This is a genomic window from Catellatospora sp. NPDC049111, from assembly GCF_040648615.1.
In the GTDB taxonomy this organism is placed as follows: domain Bacteria; phylum Actinomycetota; class Actinomycetes; order Mycobacteriales; family Micromonosporaceae; genus Catellatospora; species Catellatospora aurea.
On the sequence record NZ_JBEZEB010000028.1, the window covers coordinates 85,829 to 104,282 of the forward strand.

At 71.3% G+C, this 18,454-nt stretch carries 21 protein-coding genes and 1 riboswitch; of the genes, 18 read left to right on the forward strand and 3 right to left on the reverse strand.

Annotated elements, in window-relative coordinates:
* Window positions 1-174: 174 nt before the first annotated feature.
* From infA to truA, 8 genes are all read left to right on the forward strand, one after another.
* On the forward strand, window positions 175-396 hold the full coding sequence (gene infA / locus AB0B66_RS29825; RefSeq protein ID WP_007073013.1) for a translation initiation factor IF-1: 222 nt from the start codon (window positions 175-177) through the stop codon (window positions 394-396).
* Window positions 397-482: 86 nt separating this feature from the next.
* Window positions 483-596 carry a 50S ribosomal protein L36 gene (gene rpmJ / locus AB0B66_RS29830; protein ID WP_020520458.1) on the forward strand — a complete coding sequence of 38 codons (114 nt, stop codon included), beginning with the start codon at window positions 483-485 and terminating at the stop codon, window positions 594-596.
* Window positions 597-781: 185 nt separating this feature from the next.
* Entirely contained in the window at window positions 782-1,162 is a 381-nt protein-coding gene (rpsM, locus tag AB0B66_RS29835) for a 30S ribosomal protein S13 (RefSeq protein WP_144121762.1), read from the forward strand.
* Window positions 1,163-1,204: 42 nt separating this feature from the next.
* Entirely contained in the window at window positions 1,205-1,612 is a 408-nt protein-coding gene (rpsK, locus tag AB0B66_RS29840) for a 30S ribosomal protein S11 (RefSeq protein ID WP_120317122.1), read from the forward strand.
* A 14-nt stretch (window positions 1,613-1,626) separates the two neighbouring features.
* A complete protein-coding gene (rpsD, locus tag AB0B66_RS29845) occupies window positions 1,627-2,253 on the forward strand; it encodes a 30S ribosomal protein S4 (RefSeq protein ID WP_360536162.1) in 627 nt (208 codons plus the stop codon).
* 90 nt (window positions 2,254-2,343) lie between these two features.
* Window positions 2,344-3,366 (forward strand): DNA-directed RNA polymerase subunit alpha, encoded by a 1,023-nt coding sequence (locus AB0B66_RS29850; protein WP_120317120.1) that lies wholly within the window; start codon window positions 2,344-2,346, stop codon window positions 3,364-3,366.
* A 43-nt stretch (window positions 3,367-3,409) separates the two neighbouring features.
* Window positions 3,410-3,895 (forward strand): 50S ribosomal protein L17, encoded by a 486-nt coding sequence (rplQ, locus tag AB0B66_RS29855; protein WP_360536164.1) that lies wholly within the window; start codon window positions 3,410-3,412, stop codon window positions 3,893-3,895.
* 111 nt (window positions 3,896-4,006) lie between these two features.
* Window positions 4,007-4,867 (forward strand): tRNA pseudouridine(38-40) synthase TruA, encoded by an 861-nt coding sequence (gene truA, locus AB0B66_RS29860; protein ID WP_360536166.1) that lies wholly within the window; start codon window positions 4,007-4,009, stop codon window positions 4,865-4,867.
* A 115-nt stretch (window positions 4,868-4,982) separates the two neighbouring features.
* Here truA and AB0B66_RS29865 read toward each other — a convergent pair whose 3' ends face one another.
* Window positions 4,983-6,206: a hypothetical protein gene (locus AB0B66_RS29865; protein WP_360536168.1), complete on the reverse strand. Its 1,224-nt coding sequence runs from the start codon at window positions 6,204-6,206 to the stop codon at window positions 4,983-4,985.
* Window positions 6,207-6,618: 412 nt separating this feature from the next.
* Between AB0B66_RS29865 and AB0B66_RS29870 the strand changes: the two genes are divergently transcribed.
* Window positions 6,619-7,233 (forward strand): methyltransferase, encoded by a 615-nt coding sequence (locus AB0B66_RS29870; protein WP_360536170.1) that lies wholly within the window; start codon window positions 6,619-6,621, stop codon window positions 7,231-7,233.
* A gap of 17 nt (window positions 7,234-7,250) precedes the next feature.
* Window positions 7,251-8,960, forward strand: a complete 1,710-nt coding sequence (locus tag AB0B66_RS29875; RefSeq protein WP_360536172.1) for an ATP-binding cassette domain-containing protein — start codon at window positions 7,251-7,253, stop codon at window positions 8,958-8,960.
* On the opposite strand, the gene AB0B66_RS29880 is transcribed toward AB0B66_RS29875, so the two are convergent.
* Complete coding sequence (locus AB0B66_RS29880; protein WP_360536174.1) at window positions 8,957-9,895, reverse strand: helix-turn-helix domain-containing protein; 939 nt, start codon at window positions 9,893-9,895, stop codon at window positions 8,957-8,959. The two genes, AB0B66_RS29875 and AB0B66_RS29880, sit on opposite strands and share 4 nt — an antisense overlap.
* An 83-nt stretch (window positions 9,896-9,978) precedes the next feature.
* On the opposite strand from AB0B66_RS29880, the gene AB0B66_RS29885 reads away from it, so the two are divergent.
* Window positions 9,979-10,572, forward strand: coding sequence for an MBL fold metallo-hydrolase (locus AB0B66_RS29885; protein WP_360536176.1), 594 nt, complete (start codon window positions 9,979-9,981; stop codon window positions 10,570-10,572).
* A 285-nt stretch (window positions 10,573-10,857) separates the two neighbouring features.
* Here AB0B66_RS29885 and AB0B66_RS29890 read toward each other — a convergent pair whose 3' ends face one another.
* Window positions 10,858-12,180 (reverse strand): glycoside hydrolase family 18 protein, encoded by a 1,323-nt coding sequence (locus AB0B66_RS29890; protein WP_360536178.1) that lies wholly within the window; start codon window positions 12,178-12,180, stop codon window positions 10,858-10,860.
* A gap of 122 nt (window positions 12,181-12,302) precedes the next feature.
* On the opposite strand from AB0B66_RS29890, the gene thiE reads away from it, so the two are divergent.
* From thiE to thiC, 7 genes are all read left to right on the forward strand, one after another.
* Window positions 12,303-12,929, forward strand: a complete 627-nt coding sequence (gene thiE / locus AB0B66_RS29895) for a thiamine phosphate synthase (RefSeq protein WP_360536180.1) — start codon at window positions 12,303-12,305, stop codon at window positions 12,927-12,929.
* A 165-nt stretch (window positions 12,930-13,094) separates the two neighbouring features.
* Window positions 13,095-13,207: riboswitch (TPP riboswitch) on the forward strand.
* Window positions 13,201-14,247: a glycine oxidase ThiO gene (gene thiO, locus AB0B66_RS29900; protein WP_360536182.1), complete on the forward strand. Its 1,047-nt coding sequence runs from the start codon at window positions 13,201-13,203 to the stop codon at window positions 14,245-14,247. (Overlaps the previous riboswitch by 7 nt.)
* Window positions 14,244-14,447, forward strand: a complete 204-nt coding sequence (gene thiS, locus AB0B66_RS29905) for a sulfur carrier protein ThiS (RefSeq protein WP_360536184.1) — start codon at window positions 14,244-14,246, stop codon at window positions 14,445-14,447. The genes thiO and thiS overlap by 4 nt, the downstream gene beginning before the upstream one ends.
* Entirely contained in the window at window positions 14,444-15,223 is a 780-nt protein-coding gene (locus AB0B66_RS29910) for a thiazole synthase (protein WP_360536186.1), read from the forward strand. Before thiS ends, AB0B66_RS29910 begins: the two co-directional genes overlap by 4 nt.
* Window positions 15,217-15,930, forward strand: coding sequence for a thiamine phosphate synthase (locus tag AB0B66_RS29915; RefSeq protein ID WP_360536188.1), 714 nt, complete (start codon window positions 15,217-15,219; stop codon window positions 15,928-15,930). Before AB0B66_RS29910 ends, AB0B66_RS29915 begins: the two co-directional genes overlap by 7 nt.
* Window positions 15,931-16,053: 123 nt before the next feature.
* Complete coding sequence (thiD, locus tag AB0B66_RS29920; RefSeq protein ID WP_360536190.1) at window positions 16,054-16,839, forward strand: bifunctional hydroxymethylpyrimidine kinase/phosphomethylpyrimidine kinase; 786 nt, start codon at window positions 16,054-16,056, stop codon at window positions 16,837-16,839.
* A gap of 14 nt (window positions 16,840-16,853) precedes the next feature.
* Window positions 16,854-18,386, forward strand: a complete 1,533-nt coding sequence (gene thiC, locus AB0B66_RS29925; RefSeq protein WP_360536192.1) for a phosphomethylpyrimidine synthase ThiC — start codon at window positions 16,854-16,856, stop codon at window positions 18,384-18,386.
* Window positions 18,387-18,454 lie beyond the last annotated feature (68 nt).

The following is an 18,454-nucleotide window of genomic DNA, read 5'->3' on the forward strand; positions in this document are numbered from 1 at the left end:
TGGTATCGATGCCGAGGTGGGCGTAGACTGGCCAATCGGCGCACCGCGTCCACTCTGCCATGCTCCCCGCGCTTCGGGGGTCGGGCGGAACCGCGGCTGGCGTGATCCGGATCCCCGGATCGCGATGGACCAGGTGGGCCGACCCAATTCACCCTATGTCAGGTAGCGGAGGATATGCCGAAGAAGGACGGGGCCATCGAGATCGAGGGCCGGGTTATCGAGCCACTCCCGAACGCCATGTTCCGGGTCGAGCTCGCTAACGGCCACAAGGTCTTGGCCCACATCAGCGGCAAGATGCGTCAGCACTACATTCGCATCCTGCCCGAGGACCGGGTCGTCGTCGAGCTCTCGCCGTACGACCTCACCCGCGGGCGGATCGTCTACCGCTACAAGTAATCGAACTGACTCCACCGGGGTGAGTCCGTGTCCGTCTTTCCCTGGCTCGACGCTGTGCGGGCCGGGAATAGCAGCAAAGGCGAGCCGTGAAGGTCAAGCCGAGTGTCAAGAAGATCTGCAACAAGTGCCGCGTCATCCGTCGGCACGGCCGGGTCATGATCATTTGTGACGACCCGCGCCACAAGCAGCGCCAGGGCTGATTCCAGCTCCCTGGCGACGCCTGTCGTTGCAGCATCACCAGCAATAGCTCGTTCCAGCCGCGGGAACGCTCCGACTTGTCGGACAGCTCTGCGGATCAACCCCCGGTCGGAGGCCGGGGCCCCACCTGGGCAGGTGGGGGATGGATCGGGCGCAGACCTCCGCAAGCTACGAGGAGCAGCCCACCATGGCACGTCTCGTCGGCGTCGATCTCCCCCGCGAAAAGCGGCTGGAGATCGCGCTTACCTACGTTTACGGCATCGGCCGCACCCGCTCGGCGCAGCTTTGCTCCGCCACGGGCATCGACCCGAACAAGCGGGCAAAGGACCTCACCGACGAAGAGGTCGTCCAGCTTCGTGACTACATCGAAGCGAACTTCAAGGTTGAAGGCGACCTGCGCCGCGAGGTCGCCGCTGACATCCGCCGCAAGGTGGAGATCGGTTGCTACGAGGGCATCCGGCACCGCAAGGGCCTGCCTGTCCGTGGACAGCGCACTCGCACGAACGCTCGTACCCGCAAGGGCCCGAAGCGCACCGTGGCCGGCAAGAAGAAGGCCGGCAAGAAGTAAGCCTGTCCGTAGCAATCGCATCTAGAAGGAGCGCATAAAGATATGCCACCCAAGGCACGCGCTGGGGCCGCAGTCAAGAAGGTCCGGCGCAAAGAACGCAAGAACGTCTCCCACGGGCAGGCGCACATCAAGAGCACGTTCAACAACACCATCGTGTCCATCACGGACCCGACCGGTGCTGTGATCTCGTGGGCCTCCGCCGGCCAGGTCGGCTTCAAGGGCTCGCGCAAGTCGACTCCGTTCGCCGCCCAGCTGGCCGCCGAGGCCGCCGCGCGTCGCGCGATGGAGCACGGCATGCGCAAGGTCGACGTGTTCGTCAAGGGTCCGGGCTCTGGCCGTGAGACCGCCATCCGTTCGCTGACCGCTGCCGGTCTCGAGGTCGGACAGATCTCCGACGTCACGCCGCAGCCGCACAACGGATGCCGTCCGCCCAAGCGGCGCCGGGTCTAAGGGGAGATAGACAAATGGCTCGTTACACCGGCGCAGACTGCCGCCGTTGCCGTCGTGAGAAGGTCAAGCTGTTCCTCAAGGGCAGCAAGTGCGATGGGCCGAAGTGCCCGTTCGAGTCGCGCCCCTTCCCGCCCGGCCAGCACGGCCGCGGTCGTACCAAGGAGTCCGAGTACCTGCTGCAGCTTCGTGAGAAGCAGAAGGCCCGTCGTATCTACGGCGTGCTGGAGAAGCAGTTCCGCGGCTACTACGAAGAGGCCAACCGCAAGTCGGGCAAGACGGGTGAGGTTCTGCTGCAGATCCTCGAGTCGCGTCTCGACAACGTGGTCTACCGGGCCGGCCTGGCCAAGTCCCGTGACCACGCCCGTCAGGTCGTGAAGCACGGTCACTTCCTGGTCAACGGCAAGAAGGTCGACATCCCGTCGTACCGCGTCGCCGAGCACGACATCGTCGAGGTCCGGACCAAGTCCCGCGAGCTCACGCCGTTCGTGGTGGCGCAGGCCGAGGCCGGCTCGCGTGGCGTCCCGGCCTGGCTGGAGGTCATCCCCAGCCAGTTCAAGGTTCTCGTTCACTCGCTTCCGGCCCGCCAGGTGATCGACACCCAGGTCCAGGAGCAGCTGATCGTCGAGCTCTACTCCAAGTAGTAGTGCTCTGGCCGGTGCGGCGTTTTGCCGCACCGGCCGCCATTACGCGTGGCGTCAAATAGTGGGCGCCCAACGTATAGGAGTTCACCAGTGCTTATCTCTCAGCGGCCGACTCTCACCGAAGAGTCGATCAACGAGACCCGCTCCCGGTTCACCATCGAGCCGCTCGAGCCCGGGTTCGGCTACACCCTCGGCAACTCGCTGCGTCGTACGCTGCTCAGCTCGATCCCGGGCGCGGCCGTCACCAGCATCAAGATCGACGGTGTGCTGCACGAGTTCACCACGATCCCCGGTGTCAAGGAGGACGTGGTCGAGCTGGTCATGAACGTCAAGGACCTGTGCGTCTCGTCGGAGCACGACGAGCCGGTCAGCATGTACCTGCGCAAGCAGGGCCCTGGCGACGTGACCGCCGGCGACATCCAGCCCCCGGCCGGTGTCTCCGTGCACAACCCGGACCTGAAGCTCGCGACCCTGAACGGCAAGGGCCGGCTCGACATGGAGCTGACCGTCGAGCGGGGCCGCGGCTACGTCACGGCGGCGCAGAACAAGAACGCCGGCGCCGAGATCGGCCGCATTCCGGTCGACTCGATCTACTCGCCGGTGCTCAAGGTGACGTACCGCGTCGAGGCGACCCGTGTCGAGCAGCGCACCGACTTCGACCGTCTGATCATCGACGTCGAGTCGAAGGCGTCCATCTCGCCGCGGACCGCGCTGGCGTCGGCCGGTTCCACCCTGGTGGAGCTGTTCGGGCTGTGCCGTGAGCTGGACGAGACCGCCGAGGGCATCGACATCGGTCCGTCGCCGCAGGACGCGCAGCTCGCTGCCGACCTGGCGCTGCCGATCGAGGAGCTGGACCTGACCGTCCGCTCGTACAACTGCCTCAAGCGCGAGGGCATCAACTCCGTCGGTGAGCTCATCGGGCGCACCGAGGCGGACCTGCTCGACATAAGGAATTTCGGGCAGAAGTCCATCGACGAGGTGAAGATGAAGCTCGCCGGGATGGGTCTGGGGCTGAAGGACTCGGCTCCGAACTTCGACCCGGCCCACGTCGTGGACTCCTACGGCGACGCCGACTACGACACTGACGACTACCGCGAGACCGAGCAGCTGTAACCGAACCTGCCTCGGCAGCTCGGATAGACATCAAGGAGCACCAATGCCCACGCCCACCAAGGGTCCCCGCCTCGGGGGCAGCCCCGCGCACGAGCAGCTGATCCTGGCCAACCTGGCCCAGTCGCTGTTCAAGCACGGCCGCATCACCACCACCGAGACCAAGGCCAAGCGGCTGCGCCCGCTGGCCGAGCGCCTCATCACCAAGGCCAAGCGGGACGACCTGGCGGCTCGCCGCGAGGTTCGCAAGTCGATCCCCGAGCGGGACGTCTTCGTGGCCCTGTTCGAGCAGATCGCCCCGCGCTTCGCGAACCGCAACGGTGGCTACACGCGGATCGTGAAGACCGGCCCGCGCAAGGGTGACGCCGCTCCGATGGCGATCATCGAGCTGGTCGAGGAGCTCGAGGTGGCGGCGCCCGCGGCGCCGGCGAAGGCTGCCAAGGCCCAGGCCAAGAAGGCCGCCCAGGAGGACAAGGTCGCCGTTCTGTCCGGCGAGGCCGGCGACGCCGACGAGGCCGCCGACAAGGCCTGAGTTCCATCGGTCGGAGCTCCTCTCCCGCTGCGCGCGCAGCCGGGAGGGGAGCTTCGCCGTTTCCGCGGGCTGGCCCCGCGTTCGTGTCGAGGCGCGTAGGAGGAGCAGGAGATGGCGCGGGTACGGCTGGACGTCGGTTACGACGGCACGGATTTCTCCGGCTGGGCGGCGCAGCCGGGTCGGCGTACGGTCGCCGGGGTGCTGCTGGCCGAGCTGGAGAAGGTGTTCGGGCCGGGCAACCCGACCGGCCTGACCGTGGCCGGCCGCACCGACGCCGGAGTGCACGCCACTGGGCAGGTCTGCCACGTCGACCTGCCCGACGAGCGCTGGCAGGCGCTCGCACCCTCGCTGGTGCGCCGACTGGCCGGGCTGCTGCCGGGGGACGTGCGGGTGTGGGCGGCCCGGGAGGTGCCGCCGACGTTCGACGCGCGGTTCTCGGCGATGTGGCGGCGCTACGAATACCGGGTCGTCGACACGGAGTCCGGTCCGAGCCCGCTGCGCCGCCACGACACCCTGTTCTGGCTGCGCCCGCTGGACCTGGACCGGCTCAACGCGGCCGCGGCGGGGCTGTGCGGGGAGCACGACTTCGCGGCGTTCTGCAAGCGCAAGGAGCACGCGACCACCATCCGGCACATCACCGCGATGTCGTGGCGGCGCGAGCCGGACGGCGTACTGGCCGCGACGGTGCAGGCCGACGCGTTCTGCCAGGCGATGGTGCGCAGCCTGGTCGGCGCGATGCTGACGGCCGGCGACGGCCGCCGGGAGCCGGACTGGCCGGCGTCGCTGCTGACCCGCACCGAACGCGTCAGCGACGTGCTGGTCGCTCCGCCGCACGGCCTGAACCTGATCGCGGTGGGCTACCCGGACGAGGCGGAGTTCGCGGCCCGCGCCGAGCAGACCCGCAACCTGCGCGGCGTGCCCGCGGGCCTACGGGCGGCCGCGGCCGCGCAGCCCACCGACCGGCCGTCCTGACCGGCCCGGCCGTCACCACCCGCAGCATCGCAACCGCGCAGCTCAGGGCTGCGGTGACGTTAAGAAGGGCACCTTCTACAACGCGGAGCGTTGTGAAGGTGCCCTTCCTTTGCCCTCAGCTGGCGGCGGGGGTGGGAGCGCCGCTGGTGGTGATGGGGTCGCTGGCGCGTTCCTCGAGGACCTTGCCGCGCAAGTAGAACTCGATCACGTCGAAGAGGATCTGCTTGGCGAACGGGTCGCCGATCGGGATCTCGCCGCCGTCGGATCGGGCGATCACGCAGTAGACCAGATAGTGGCCGCGGATGTTCCAGCCGGCATGGGTCGAGGCCAGGGCCAGCGGCTTGGTGATGCTCTTCTTGTCCTGGCGGTCGGGGGCGTAGCCGAGGAAGCGTCCCTTGCCCTCGTCGACGATCGGTTTGATCGCCTCGTACGCCTTCTCCGCGTTGGCGACCGTGTCCAGGTTCACGATGCCGCCGGTGACCAGGTAGGCCCCGTTCGGGGAGCGCATCGTGCCGCGGACCACCTGGGAGCAGCCGAGCTTCGTGATCAGCTTGCTGATCTCGCCGCTGGCGGCCGCCCGGCAGTCGGTGAGCACCTGCGGCTTGATGACCGTGTACACCTCGGTCGGCTTGTTCGGGTCGATGACGATCTGCTTGCCCGGGAAGACCTCGCCCGCGGTCAGCGGTTTCGGGTCGATCTCGCGGGAGGTGATGTCGACGGGCGTGGCGGTCGGCGGCGGCGAGGTGTTGGCCTGCGCGCCGGTGCCCTGCTTCTCGTCCAGCACCATCAGGAAGGATCCGACCCCGCACACCGTCAGCACGGCGAGCACACCGAGCACGCTCAGCGCCTTCTTCCAGCGTGCGGACATGTTCGGGTTCACCGCGAGCCGCTGCCAGCCGGCGGCCACGCCGGGCTCGCCCGCGCCGGCCGGACGCGGCCCGGTGCGCCGCGGCGGTGGTGGAGGCGGCGGCGTGACGGTGGGCCGGGTGGGTGGCGGCGGCACGACCCGCACCGGCATCGCCGGGTTCGGCGCGGTGCGCGGCGGCATGCCACCGGGCGCGCCGACGCCGGGGGAGACGGGGGTTGCGGGCGGCGCGGAACGTTGGCGCGGCTCGGCGACGTTGCGCCGCGGCGGGGCGGCCGTGGGGCCGCCTGGCGCGAATCCGCGCCGCATGGTGGGTGGAGGGTCCTCGACGCCCCGTGGACGCGCCAGCGCGCCGTTGCGGGCACCGGGCGGCTCCCCGGGCACGTTGCGCCGGGGCGGTTCGTCTGTCCGCGGCTCGCCGCGGCGCGGCGGTTCGTATCCGTGCGGCGCGGCCGGGGTGCGCGATCCCGGCACGAGCCCGGGACCCTGCCCGCGGGCGGGCTGCGGCGGCGGCACGGGCCGCCCGCCTGCCCGGCCGGGCGGGACACCGGGATGTTCGTGCGGGGGTTTGCGCTCCTGGAAGCCGTTGAACCGGTCGGGGTTCTGCGTCGGCTCGGCGGCGCGGCGTCGGCCGGCCCCACCTGTCCGGCTTGGTGACTCAGAGTCATGGGCGCTGTCGCGTGGTGACCCGTGCCGACCGGCACCCGTGTCCCCGGGTAAGCGGGGACCGGGCGTGTCTCGGTCGCGCGGGTCACGACGGGAAGATGGCGGCCAGTCCCCCGAACCGGTGCCGTAGCCGTGAGCCATGTCGCACAGCGTAATGGACGACACAGTCGCCAATAACCCTGCGGCCGGTGAGTCCGTCCGTTCGGGGGAGAATGTGCGGGTGGGCGAGCATTACTTCACTGCGGAGCCGGGCGCGTCGGCGCGCCCGCACGAGGTCGTTTTCAGTATCGAGGGTCACGAGTACGACCTGGTCGCAGCGGGTGGGGTGTTCTCCGCGACGCGGCTCGACCCGGGCACGACCGTGCTGCTGAAGAAGGGCCCGCTACCCGGCGCGGAGGTCACCGGAAACTTTCTGGACCTCGGGTGCGGCTACGGCCCGATCAGCATGGTCCTGGCCACGCGCGTGCCGTCGGCGCAGGTGTGGGCCGTCGACGTCAACGCGCGGGCCCGCGAGCTGACCGAGGAGAACGCCCGGCGGCTGAAGGTCGCCGACCGGGTGCGCGTCGCCGATCCCGACGGGGTGCCGGCCGACGTCGAGTTCACCCAGATCTGGTCCAACCCACCGATCCGGATCGGCAAGGAGGAGCTGCACCAGCTGCTGCTGCGCTGGCTGCCGCGGCTCGCCCCGGACGGCACGGCGTGGCTGGTCGTCGCCAAGCACAAGGGCGCGGACTCGCTGCAGCAGTGGCTGGGCGACCAGGGCTGGCAGGCCGAACGGCACGCCAGCGGCTCGGGGTTCCGGGTGCTGAAAGTGACTCGCCCCCGACCGGCCTGATCAGGCACTATTCCGGCGTGGGATACGTGGATGTGGCCGGCGTGGCGTACACGCTGCCGGATGGGCGCGAACTCTTCTCCGACGTGTCGTTCCGCGTCGGCGAGGGAGCCAAGGTGGCGCTGGTCGGCCCGAACGGGGCCGGCAAGACGACACTGCTGCGCATGGTCTCCGGCGACCTGGCGGTGCCCACGGGCGCGATAGCGCGCTCCGGCGGCCTCGGGGTGATGCGCCAGTTCATCGGCATGCTGGGGTCCTCGGCCGCGACCGGGGTGCCCGGCGGTGCCGAGATGACGCTCGCCGAGATGGCCCTCGGCCTGGTCGAGCCGCGCCTGCAGGCCGCGGGCGCGCGCCTGGTCAAGGCCGAGCAGGCGATGCGGGTGGCCGACTCGCGCGGCAAGCTGACCAGCAGCGCCCAGCAGGCGCAGCTGCACTACGCCGAGGCGCTGTCGGCGTACGGCGAGGCCGGCGGATACGAGGCCGAGGTGCTGTTCGACACCGTCGCCACGCTCATCCTGAACCTGTCCTGGGACGAGTGCCGGGACCGGCCGGTGCGCACCCTGTCCGGCGGGCAGCAGAAACGCTTCGCGCTGGAGCTGCTGCTGCGCGGCACCGACGAGGTGCTGCTGCTCGACGAGCCGGACAACTTCCTCGACGTGCCCGCCAAACGCTGGCTGGAACAGCGGCTGCGCGAGTCGAAGAAGTCCGTGCTGTACGTCTCGCACGACCGGGAGCTGCTCAACCAGACCGCCGACCGGGTCGTCGCGGTCGAGGGCGGCAGCGCCTGGACGCACGTCGGCTCGTTCGCGTCGTGGCACGAGGCGCGGGGCGCCCGGCACGACAGCATGGAGGAGCGCCGCCGCCGCTGGGACGAGGAGCACGAGAAGCTGCGCGCGCTGATGCTGATGTACAAGCAGAAGTCGGCCTACAACGACGGCCTGGCCTCGCGGTATCAGGCCGCGCAGACCCGGCTGCGCAAGTTCGAGGAGGCGGGCCCGCCGCCGCTGCCGCCCAAAGACCAGCAGATCCAGATGCGGCTCAAGGGCTCCCGCACCGGCAAGCGCGCCGTCATCTGCGAGCAGCTCGAACTGGAGAACCTCACCTTCCCGTTCGACCTCGAACTCTGGTACGGCGACCGGCTCGCCGTGCTCGGCGCGAATGGCACCGGCAAGTCCCACTTCCTGCGCCTGCTCGCGCAGCAGGCGCACGGCGGGGGCGAGGAGGCCGGGCGCTCGGCTGACGGCGCGGTGCACGCGAACGTGAAGCACAGCGGTGTCGCGAGGCTCGGCGCGCGGGTCGTGCCCGGCCACTTCTCGCAGACCCACGACCGGCCCGACCTGGCCGGCAAGGAGCTGATCGACATCCTGTGGCGCGGCGACACGCACCGGCCGTCGCTGGCCCGCGAGGCCGCGTACAAGGTGCTCGACCGCTACGAGCTGGCGAAACAGGCCGAGCAGCGCTTCGGCACGCTGTCCGGCGGCCAGCAGGCCCGCTTCCTGGTGCTACTGCTGGAACTCAGCGGCGTCACCCTGCTGCTGCTCGACGAGCCCACCGACAACCTGGACCTGGCCAGCGCCGAAGCTCTGGAGCAGGGCTTGGCCGGCTTCGAGGGCACCGTCGTCGCGGTCACCCACGACCGCTGGTTCACCCGGGGCTTCGACCGCTTCCTGCTGTTCCAGGCCGACGGCGACGTCGTCGAGACCCCCGAGCCGGTGTGGGACGTGCGCTAGCGGGCAGACAGCTGGAAGGCGCGGCGGTACGTGCGCGGGGGCACGCCGCGGCGGCGCGTGAAGTGCTCGCGCAGGATGGCCGCCGACGTGAAACCGACTCGGCGGGCCACCTCCTCGACCGGCAGGTCGGTGGTCTCCAGCAGCTCTTCGGCGCGGTTCAGCCGCTGCGCCAGCAGCCAGGCATGCGGCGTGGATCCGGTGGCGTCGGCGAACCGGCGCAGGAAGGTGCGCCGGCTGGCCAGCGCGCGGGCGGCCAGCTCGTCGACGGTCAGCCGCCGGTGCAGGTTGTCCCGCGCCCAGGCCAGCACCGCGCCGAGCCGTTCGTCGTCCGCGCCATCGGGGACGGGCGCTGCCACGTACTGCGCCTGGCCGCCCTCGCGGTGCGGCGGGATCACCATCTCCCGGGCGATCTCGTTCGCGGCCGCGGCGCCGTGTTCCCGGCGAACCAGGTGCAGGCACATGTCCGCCCCGGCGGCCGCGCCCGCGCCCGTGACGACGGAGCCCTCGTCGACGTAGAGCACGTCGGCGGCGAGCCGCACGGCCGGGAACCGTTCGGCGAAGTCGGCGGCGAACCGCCAGTGCGTCGTGGCCCGCCGCCCGTCGAGCAGGCCGGCCGCGGCCAGCGTGTACGCCCCGACGCAGTGCGCGGCGACGATCGCGCCTCGGGCATGTGCCGCTCGGAGCGCTGCCGCGGCCGACGCCGGCGGGGGTGCCCGGAACCGGCCGCCTGGCAGGGCCAGCACCAGATCGGCAGCGGCCAGCCGGTCGAGCCCGTCGTCCACGCGCACGTCGAGCCCGAGGTCGGTGCGCAGCGGGCCGGGCCGGTCGGTGCAGACGGCGAAGTCGAACCGGCCGGTGAAGACCTCGCCGACCAGCCCGAGCGAGAACGCCAGCACGCCCTGGGGCGCGTACGCCGCCACCGATCGGAAAGCCATGCCGGTGATGATGGCACGTTTCCTGCGATGGGTGGCATCCGTGCCACTCGTCATGATCGTCTCCGGCCGACAGGATCATCGGTATGAGTGACGCACCCCTCGGCCGCAGCGCCGTTCTCGACATCCTGGCCACCGGATACACCAGCTCGACCGGGCCCGGCGTGGCCGCGACCGTCTCCCTGGTGCGCGACGGCGACCTGCGCATCGTGTTCGACCCGGGCATGGTCGCGCACCCGTCGGTCATCCTCGACGCGCTGGCCGCGCTCGGGCTGTCGGCGGCGGACGTCACCGACGTCGTGCTCAGCCACCACCACCCGGACAACGTCATGAACGCGGGCCTGTTCGTCACCGCTCGGATGCACGACCACAAGGCGATCTACCGGGGCCACGAGTGGACCGACCGGGACGCCGAGGGTCACGCGTTCTCCGACTCGATCCGCCTGATCAGCACGCCGGGCCACAGCCACGAAGACATCACCCTGCTCGCGGGCACGGCCGACGGCGTCGTGGCGCTCGCCGGCGACCTGTGGTGGCGGGCCGACGGCCCCGCGGACGACCCGGTCTCGCCGGACCGCGCCCAGCTGCGCGCCAGCCGGGAGCGGGTGCTCGCCCTCGCCGACCTGGTGGTGCCCGGTCACGGCGCGCCGTTCGTGCCGAACGCCGCCACGCCCCGCTAGCCCATCCGCCGGCAGGCGGCCGGTCCGGTCCGGGCCCCCACGGGCGGGACCTACCTGCCGACTGACTTTGCTCTGCACACAAAGCCTTGCTCTGCACCCAAAGCCTTGCTCTGCACCCAAAGCCTTGCTCTGCACCCAAAGCCTTGCTCTGCACCCATCCGCGCAGCAGCCGTATGCCCGTTGCGTCATCGGGTGCAGAGCAAGCGAATGGGTGCAGAGCAAATGCGTTCGAAGGGGTGTCGCAGTGTCGGCTACGACACCCCGGTGCTCCGCTAAAGGCGCAGGTCAGCTCAAACCGTTGTGGATCGCGGTGGTGAGCTCGCCGGTGGCGGTGTCGCCGTCGAGGGACCAGGCCATGGTGCCGCCGAGGCCGTTGGCCTTGACGTACGCCGTCTTCTGCGCGATCACCTGCGGGGTGTCGTATGACCACAGGGCACTGCCGCCGTACTTCCAGGACGCGCCTGCGACTGGGTCGTAAGAGACGGTGCCCTGCTTGGCGACGACTTTCTTGTAGTCGTCGACGCCGTCCTCGTAGGTGCCCCGGGCCGGGCCGCTCGCGGGCTGGTAGAGGCCGTTGCCGGTGCTGCCGACGCCGGTCCAGCCGCGGCCGTAGTACGGGATGCCGATCACGATCTTGTTGGCGGGTGCGCCCTGGGCGCGGTAGGTGTCCACGGCCAGGTCGACGCTGAACGGCGACGACGGCGTGGAGTACAGGTTCGACTGGTGCCCGGTCACCGGGTCCCACCCGCCGGCCAGGTCGTAGCCCTGCACCGTGGCGAAGTCGAGGTGGGAGAACAGCTGCGCGGTCTCGATCCCGGCATTGATCTTCGCGGGGTCCGCGGGCAGGAACGCGGTCAGTTGGTAGCTCCGGCCGACCTGCGCGCCGTACGCGTTGAGCTGGTTGCGGAACTCGGCGGCCAGCAGGGTGTAGTTCTGCTTGTCCTCGGGCCGCACCACGTTGCCGACCTCGCCCGCCGAGGCGGGCCACTCCCAGTCCAGGTCGAACCCGTCGAACACGCCGAAGGCGCTGCTCGTGCCGCCGTGCGGCGAGGTGCCGATGAAGGGCAGGTTGCCCTTGATGAACATGTCGATGCAGCTCGCCACCATCGCCTGCCGGGAGGCCGGGGTGAGCGCGGCGTCGGACAGGTACTTCGACCAGGTCCAGCCGCCCACCGACAGCAGCACCTTCAGGTGCGGATACATCGCCTTGAGCTTGCGCAGCTGGTGGAAGTTGCCAGCCAAGGGCTGGCTCACCACGTCGCCGACCCCGTCGACGGACTCGCCGGCCTTGAAGCGCTTCTGGTAGTCGGCCCAGGCGTCGCCGACCCCGGCCTCGTTGGCCTCGAAGCAGCGGCCGTCGGCGCCGACGTTGGCGAACGCGTAGTTGATGTGCGTCAGTTTCGCGGCCATCCCCGACGTGTGCAGGTTCTTCACCAGGAAGTTGCGGCGGTAGATGCCCCACTGGACGAAGTAGCCGACCTTGACGTATCCGGCGGCCGCGGCGGCGGCCCCCTCCGTGGCGGGTGCGGACGCGGCTTGAGCTGGTACGGCGGTTGCCGCGACGGTGCTGCCCAGGATGAGGGCGACGAGGGCGAGACGGGTTCTCATACCGATTCAAAGTAATTGTAAAGAGTTTTCACAGAATCAGTGATCTGGATGAGCCGATGTAGACGGCGGCTGTCACGGAGGGGGTTGGCCCATTCACCGATGAGAATCGATAGGGTATGGCCATGGCGCTGGGGAGACTTCATCTGATCACCGACAGCCGGCCCGGCCGGGATCCGGTCGCACTGGTCCGGGCCGCGCTCGCCGTGGCGACACCCGATCTGGTCATCCAGTTCCGGCCCGCGGACGACTGGACCGACCGGCTCGCGTACGAGCTGGCCAACCAGATCGTCGCGCTGTGCCGCCCGGTCGGGGTTCCGGTGCTGGTCAACGACCGGCTGCACGTCGCGCTCGCCACCGGTGCCGCGGGCGGCCACGTCGGCGCGGACGACCTGCCCGTGCCGGCGGCCCGGCGGCTGCTCGGCCCGGCCGCGGTGCTCGGCGCGACGTCCCGGCTGCCCGCGACCGCCCTGCGCGCGGTCGGCGACGGAGCCGACTACCTGGGTGTGGGCCCCTGCTACGCGACGTCCACGAAGGACGGGCTGCCGGTGTCCATCGGCGCTGAGGGCCTGCGCGCCGTGGCGCGGCAGGTCGCGGGCACCCCGATCATCGCGATCGGCGGCATCACCGCGGCCCGGGTGCCGGAGCTGCTGGCCGCCGGAGCACACGGTGTCGCGGTCATCGGCGCGGTCTCCGACGCCGCCGACCCGTCCCGCGCCGTGGCCGACCTGCTCGCCGCCGTCGCGTCCTGAAACGACACATCGCCGCAGCTCGGAGGAGCCCCGCACGGCTCCGCCCCGGTGTGGCGGAGATCGCGGTGGGCGACGTGTGGGTTGCCTACGGGTACGTGCGGGGTTACGCTCCCGACAGTCGTCACGGACGGCAACACACGCGTAACACGTGAACCACATCTGAACCAAGAACCCCACGGGAGCCCGGTGAACCGGGCTGAGAGGGGAGCTGATTCTCGCTCCCGACCGTAGAACCTGATCCGGGTAATGCCGGCGCAGGGAGGAGGCCGCGGTGGCACCCCTTTCCGTATCCGTCGTCGGCGGCGGCATCATCGGGCTCAGCATCGCCTGGCAGTGCGCCCGGCGCGGGCACGCCGTCACCGTGCACGACCCCGATCCCGGCCGCGGCGCGTCCCACGTCGCCGCCGGCATGCTGGCCCCGATCGGCGAGTCGTACTTCGGCGAGCGCGAGCTGACCGCCCTGCTGCTCGAATGCGCCCGGCGCTGGCCCGGGTACGCGGCGGAACTGGCGGCGGCGAGCGGGCACGAGCTGGGGCACCGGACCGAGGGCACGCTGCAGGTCGGGCTGACCGCCGACGACCTGGCCGAACTGCGCCGGCTGTGGACGTACCAGCGGGAACTGGGCGCGGAGGTGGTCGCGCTCGACGGCGACCGGCTGCGCGAGCGCGAGCCGCTGCTGAACCCCCGGGCGCGGGGCGTGCTCGTCGAGTCCGACCACCAGGTGGACCCGCGCCGGGTCGTGGCGGCGCTGCGCGAACTGGTTCCGGTGCGCCGCGAGGCCGTGCACCGGCTGTCCGACCTGGACGCCGACGTGGTGGTGCTCGCCGCGGGCTGTGCCAGCGCCGCGCTGGGCGGGCTGCCGGTGCGGCCGGTGCAGGGAGCGGTCCTGCGGCTGCGCGGCCAGGCCGCGCCGCGCCACGTCATCCGGGGGTACGCCGACGGCCGCGCCGTGTACCTGGTGCCCCGCCGCGACGGCGAGGTGCTGGTCGGGGCGACCGTCGAGGAACGGGCCGACGGCCACGCCACCGCGGGCGGCGTGCGCGACCTGCTGCGCGCCGCCACCGACCTGGTGCCGGAGCTGGCCGAGCACGCGCTGGTCGAGGTGTCGGTGGGGCAGCGCCCCGGCACCGCCGACAACGGACCGATCGTGGGCGAGCTGGCACCGGGCGTGCTGGTCGCCACGGGGCACTACCGGCATGGCGTGCTGGCCGCCCCGTACACCGCGCTGGCCGTCGCCGACCTGGTCGACGGCGGCTCGCTGCCCCCGCTCTGGGAACCCTTCACCCCCCAACGCCTGACCGCCGGAGGACTCGGATGATCACCGTGGTCGTGAACGACACGCCTCGCCCCACCCGGCGCGGCGAGACCATCGCCGACCTGCTGGCCGTGCTCGACGTGCCGTCGCGCGGCGTCGCGGTCGCGGTCAACGGCGAGGTGGTGCGCCGCGCCGACTGGCCCGCGCACCGGCTGCTCGACGGGGACCGGGTCGAGGTCCTCACCGCGACGCAGGGCGGTTGACCGGCATGGACGACAGGTTCCTGCTCGGGGGCGTGGAGTTCGGCTCCCGGCTCATCCTGGGCACCGGCGGGGCGAGCAGCCTCCAGTCGCTGGAGCAGGCGCTGCTGGCGGGCGGCACCGAGCTGGTCACCGTCGCGCTGCGGCGCATCGACCCGAACACCCCGGCCGGGCTGCTCGACGTGCTGGAGCGCTGCGGCGTACGGCTGCTGCCCAACACGGCGGGCTGCTACACGGCCGCCGACGCGGTGCGCACCGCGCACCTGGCGCGCGACGCGTTCGACACCGACTGGATCAAGCTGGAGGTGATCGGGGACGAGCGCACGCTGCTGCCCGACGCCGTCGAGCTGCTGCGGGCGGCCGAGCGGCTGGTCGACGACGGGTTCACCGTCCTGCCGTACACCACCGACGATCCGGTGCTGGCCCGGCGGCTGGCCGACCTGGGCTGCGCCGCGGTGATGCCCGCGGGCGCACCGATCGGGTCCGGGCTGGGCATCTCGAACCCGCACCACATCGAGCTGATCCGGGAGGCAGTGCGCTGCCCGGTCATCCTCGACGCCGGGATCGGCACCGCCAGCGACGCCGCCCGTGCCATGGAGCTGGGCTGCGACGCGGTCCTGCTGGCCAGTGCGGTGACCCGGGCCGCCGACCCGGTGGCGATGGCCGGCGCGATGCGCCACGCCGTCGTCGCGGGCCGGCTCGCGTCGCAGGCCGGCCGCATCCCGGTACGCCGCCACGCGTTGGCCTCCACGCCTGCCGAGGGGCTCCCGACATGGTGAGCCGACTGGCAGCGACTCGTGCCGCCGCCCGGCCGGGCGAGGTGACGGGGGAGTCCGAGCCGGGCGGCCGCACGCCCACCGGTGAGGTGCGCGGCGTGGTCGTGGTGACCGATCGCCGCCAGGCCGCCCGGCCGCTGGTGGACGTGGTCGCGGGGGCCGTGACCGGGGGCGCGCGGATCGTGCTGCTGCGGGAGAAGGACCTGCCGCGCGGGCAGCGGCTGCGGCTCGCGGCGGCGCTGCGGGAGCTGCTGCGCCCGGTCGGCGGGCTGCTCATCGTGGCCGGGCAGGACACCCTCGGCGGGGAGGCGCTGCACCTGCGCGCGGGCGCGATCGCCCCGCTCGGGCGGCCCCGGCTGCTCGGCCGCTCGTGCCACGACGAGACGGAACTCGACCGGCTGTCCACCGAGGACTACGTGACGCTGTCACCGGTCTTCCCGAGCCGCAGCAAACCGGGCTACGGGCCGCCGCTCGAACCCGCCGGGCTGCGCCGCCTGGCCGCCCGAGCGGGCCGTGCGGTGCTGGCACTGGGCGGGGTCGAGTCGCCCGAGCGGGCCGCGGCCTGCCGAGACGCCGGAGTCGCGGGAGTGGCGGTGATGGGCGCGGTGATGCGGGCCGCCGATCCGGCACAGGCGTACGCGAACCTGCGCGCCGCGTGGGACGGCCTGTGCGACGGATCACACCGCGACGGCGGGAGAGTGCTGGCATGAGCGAGCGACGCGAGCGAATCAGCAGCCTCAGGGATGCCGCCGACGAGCCCAGCGAGGAGAAGGCATGAGCGAGCAGAGAATCCACCACCGCCCGGCCGCCCACGCGCACCTCGGGGGGACGCCATGAGCACCCCGCACCTCGCCCTGACCATCGCGGGATCGGACAGCAGCGGCGGCGCGGGCATCCAGGCGGACCTGAAGACGTTCGCCGCGCTGGACTGCTACGGCGCGAGCGTCATCACGGCGGTGACCTCGCAGAACACCAAAGTCATCACGGACGTGCACCCGATGCCGGCCACCGTGGTCGCCGCGCAGCTCGGCGCGGTCCTCGACGACATGCCGGTGGCCGCGGTGAAGGTCGGCATGGTGGCCAGCGGGGAGATCGCGGCGACCATCCGGGCTCGGGCGCGCAACGGCGAGCTGCCGAAGATGGTGCTGGACCCGGTGCTGACCGCGTCGACGGGGCGGCGGCTCGGCGTGGTCAGCGCGATCGAGCGGCTGCTGCCGTACGCCACCGTGGTGACACCCAACATCGACGAGGCGTCGGCGCTGCTCGGCTGGCAGGTCAGCACCCCCGCGGACATGGCCGGCGCGGCGGCGCAGCTGGCCTCGCACGGCCCGGCGTGTGTCGTGGTGACCGGCGGCGATCTGGGCGGGGCGGAGGTCGTGGACGCGGTGTGGACCGCGAGCGGGGCGCGGTTCCTGCGCTCGCCGCGGGTGGAGACGCCGAACGACCACGGCACGGGCTGCACCTTCTCGGCGGCGATCGCGGCCCGGCTGGCGCACGGCTACCCGGTCGACGACTCGATCGCCTACGCGAACCGCTACGTCCGCTCGGCGCTGCTGGCGGCGCAGGACTGGCGGCTCGGCAGCGGAGCCGGTCCGCTGAACCATTTCCCACGCCTGTAGCACAAGGAGGCAGCATGAGGCGCAAGGTCTACGTGTCGGGGTCCCGCCCCGACATCCAGGTGCCGTTCGCCGAGGTCGATCTGACCGACGGCAGCACCCCGGTCCGGCTCTACGACACGTCCGGCCCGGGGGTCTTCGACGACCTGCCGCGGGCGAACTGGGTGGCCGACCGCAGGCTCCACGGCGCGCCGGTGACCCAACTCGGCTGCGCCCGCGCCGGGATCATCACGCCGGAGATGGAGTACGTGGCCCTGCGCGAGGGCGTCACCCCGGAACTGGTGCGCGACGAGATCGCGGCGGGCCGGGCCGTGCTGCCCGCGAACGTCAACCACCCCGAGATCGAACCGATGATCATCGGTAAGGCGTTCCTGGTGAAGGTCAACGCCAACATCGGCACCTCCGCGGTCACCTCCGACGTGGCGGAGGAGGTCGAGAAGCTGACCTGGGCCACCCGCTGGGGCGCGGACACGGTGATGGACCTGTCCACCGGCCCGCGCATCCACGAGACCCGCGAAGCGATCATGCGCAACTCGGCCGTGCCGATCGGCACCGTGCCGATCTACCAGGCGCTGGAGAAGGTCAAGGGCGATCCGCTCAAGCTGACCTGGGAGATCTACCGCGAGACCATCATCGAGCAGGCCGAGCAGGGCGTGGACTACATGACCGTGCACGCGGGCGTGCTGCTGCGCTACGTGCCGCTGGCCGCGAACCGGGTCACCGGCATCGTGTCGCGCGGCGGCTCCATCATGGCGGCCTGGTGCCTGGCCAAGCACCAGGAGAACTTCCTCTACACCAACTTCGAGGAGCTCTGCGAGATCTTCGCGAAGTACGACATCACCTTCTCCCTCGGCGACGGGCTGCGTCCCGGATCGATCGCGGACGCCAACGACGAGGCCCAGTTCGGCGAGCTGCGCACGCTCGGCGAGCTGACCGAGATCGCCTGGCGGCACGACGTGCAGGTGATGGTCGAGGGGCCGGGGCACGTGCCCATGCACAAGATCAAGGAGAACGTGGACCTGCAGCAGGAGGTGTGCCACGAGGCGCCCTTCTACACGCTCGGCCCGCTGACCACCGACATCGCCCCGGCGTACGACCACATCACCAGCGCCATCGGCGCCGCGATGATCGCCATGTACGGCACGGCGATGCTCTGCTACGTCACGCCCAAGGAGCACCTCGGCCTGCCGGACCGCAACGACGTGAAGGCGGGCGTGATCGCGTACAAGATCGCGGCGCACGCCGCCGACCTGGCCAAGGCGCATCCCGGCGCACAGGCTTGGGACGACGCGCTGTCCAAGGCGCGCTTCGAGTTCCGCTGGGAGGACCAGTTCAACCTGTCCCTGGACCCGCAGACCGCCCGCTCCTATCACGACGAGACGCTGCCCGCGCCCGCCGCGAAGACCGCGCACTTCTGCTCCATGTGCGGCCCGAAGTTCTGCTCCATGCGCATCAGCCAGGAACTGAAGGAGTACGCCGCGAAGGGCATGGCTGACAAGTCCGCCGAGTTCGTCGCCTCCGGCGGCCAGGTCTACCTCCCCCTGGCCTGACTCCCACCGCCCCTTCCTCCGCAACTCTTAAAGACTCGCGGCCTCACGGATGACGTGAGGCCGCGAGT

Bases quoted from the DNA above. Each gene is read 5' to 3' on its own strand.
- infA (WP_007073013.1), top strand. From the start codon at position 175: ATGCCGAAGAAGGACGGGGCCATCGAGATCGAGGGCCGGGTTATCGAG.
- rpsM (WP_144121762.1), top strand. From the start codon at position 782: ATGGCACGTCTCGTCGGCGTCGATCTCCCCCGCGAAAAGCGGCTGGAG.
- rpsK (WP_120317122.1), top strand. From the start codon at position 1,205: ATGCCACCCAAGGCACGCGCTGGGGCCGCAGTCAAGAAGGTCCGGCGC.
- rpsD (WP_360536162.1), top strand. From the start codon at position 1,627: ATGGCTCGTTACACCGGCGCAGACTGCCGCCGTTGCCGTCGTGAGAAG.
- rplQ (WP_360536164.1), top strand. From the start codon at position 3,410: ATGCCCACGCCCACCAAGGGTCCCCGCCTCGGGGGCAGCCCCGCGCAC.
- truA (WP_360536166.1), top strand. From the start codon at position 4,007: ATGGCGCGGGTACGGCTGGACGTCGGTTACGACGGCACGGATTTCTCC.
- AB0B66_RS29880 (WP_360536174.1), bottom strand. From the start codon at position 9,895: ATGGCTTTCCGATCGGTGGCGGCGTACGCGCCCCAGGGCGTGCTGGCG.
- AB0B66_RS29885 (WP_360536176.1), top strand. From the start codon at position 9,979: ATGAGTGACGCACCCCTCGGCCGCAGCGCCGTTCTCGACATCCTGGCC.
- AB0B66_RS29890 (WP_360536178.1), bottom strand. From the start codon at position 12,180: ATGAGAACCCGTCTCGCCCTCGTCGCCCTCATCCTGGGCAGCACCGTC.
- thiE (WP_360536180.1), top strand. From the start codon at position 12,303: ATGGCGCTGGGGAGACTTCATCTGATCACCGACAGCCGGCCCGGCCGG.
- thiS (WP_360536184.1), top strand. From the start codon at position 14,244: ATGATCACCGTGGTCGTGAACGACACGCCTCGCCCCACCCGGCGCGGC.
- AB0B66_RS29915 (WP_360536188.1), top strand. From the start codon at position 15,217: ATGGTGAGCCGACTGGCAGCGACTCGTGCCGCCGCCCGGCCGGGCGAG.
- thiD (WP_360536190.1), top strand. From the start codon at position 16,054: ATGAGCACCCCGCACCTCGCCCTGACCATCGCGGGATCGGACAGCAGC.
- thiC (WP_360536192.1), top strand. From the start codon at position 16,854: ATGAGGCGCAAGGTCTACGTGTCGGGGTCCCGCCCCGACATCCAGGTG.